We start from the raw sequence: 816 nt of genomic DNA, 5'->3' as shown, positions 1-816 counted from the left end.
CGTCGCCGTGGTGGGTCACGTGAATTCCGGCACCTCGATCCCGGCTTCAAAGATCTACAGCGATGCCGGCATCGTCGAGATCTCGCCGGCGGCCACCAACCCGACTTACACGCTGCAAGGCTTCAAGACGACCTACCGGGTCGTGGGCACCGACGCGCAGCAAGGCCCCGCGCTGGCCGACTACGCATCCAGGCTGCTCAAGGCCAAATCGGTGGCGATCGTCGACGACGCGACCTCGTATGGGCAGGGTCTGGCCGACCAGTTCGAAACGAAAATTAAGGCCAGCGGCGTGACGGTGCTCTCGCACGACGAGACCAACGACAAGGCGGTCGACTTCCGCGCGATCCTGACCAAGATCAAGGGCGAGCATCCGGACGTCATCATGTACGGCGGCGAGGATGCCACGGCCGGTCCGTTCGCAAAGCAAGCCAAGCAACTGGCGATTGCCGCGAAGGTGCTGGTCGGCGACGGGGCATGTACCACCAAGTTGTCGGATTTGGCTGGCGACGCGACCGACAACGTCATTTGTTCGATCGCCGGCATGCCGCTGGAGAAAATGGCCGGTGGCGCGGATTTCCAGAAGCGCTATGAAGCCCGTTTCCATCAACCGATCCAGGTCTACGCACCGTTTGCCTATGACGCCGTGTACATCATTGTCGATGCAATGAAGCGCGCCAACTCCACCGATCCAGCCAAGCTCTTGGCCATGATGCCGTCCACCGATTACCACGGCGTGCTCGGCGAAACCCAGTTCGACTCCAAGGGCGACCTCAAGCACGGCGTGATCTCGAGGTATCAATACGTGGGAGGCAAGCA

General features: G+C 61.5%; 1 protein-coding gene. It reads left to right on the top strand.

The genetic code is table 11. The features are described from left to right. The coding region (locus P0D89_RS53545) for a branched-chain amino acid ABC transporter substrate-binding protein (protein WP_408379742.1) at positions 1-816 on the top strand (816 nt) is incomplete at both ends.

Origin of the sequence: Paraburkholderia sp. RL18-085-BIA-A, assembly GCF_046027075.1 — a bacterium.
In the GTDB taxonomy this organism is placed as follows: domain Bacteria; phylum Pseudomonadota; class Gammaproteobacteria; order Burkholderiales; family Burkholderiaceae; genus Paraburkholderia.
This window is presented reverse-complemented; position numbering and strand designations above follow the sequence as displayed.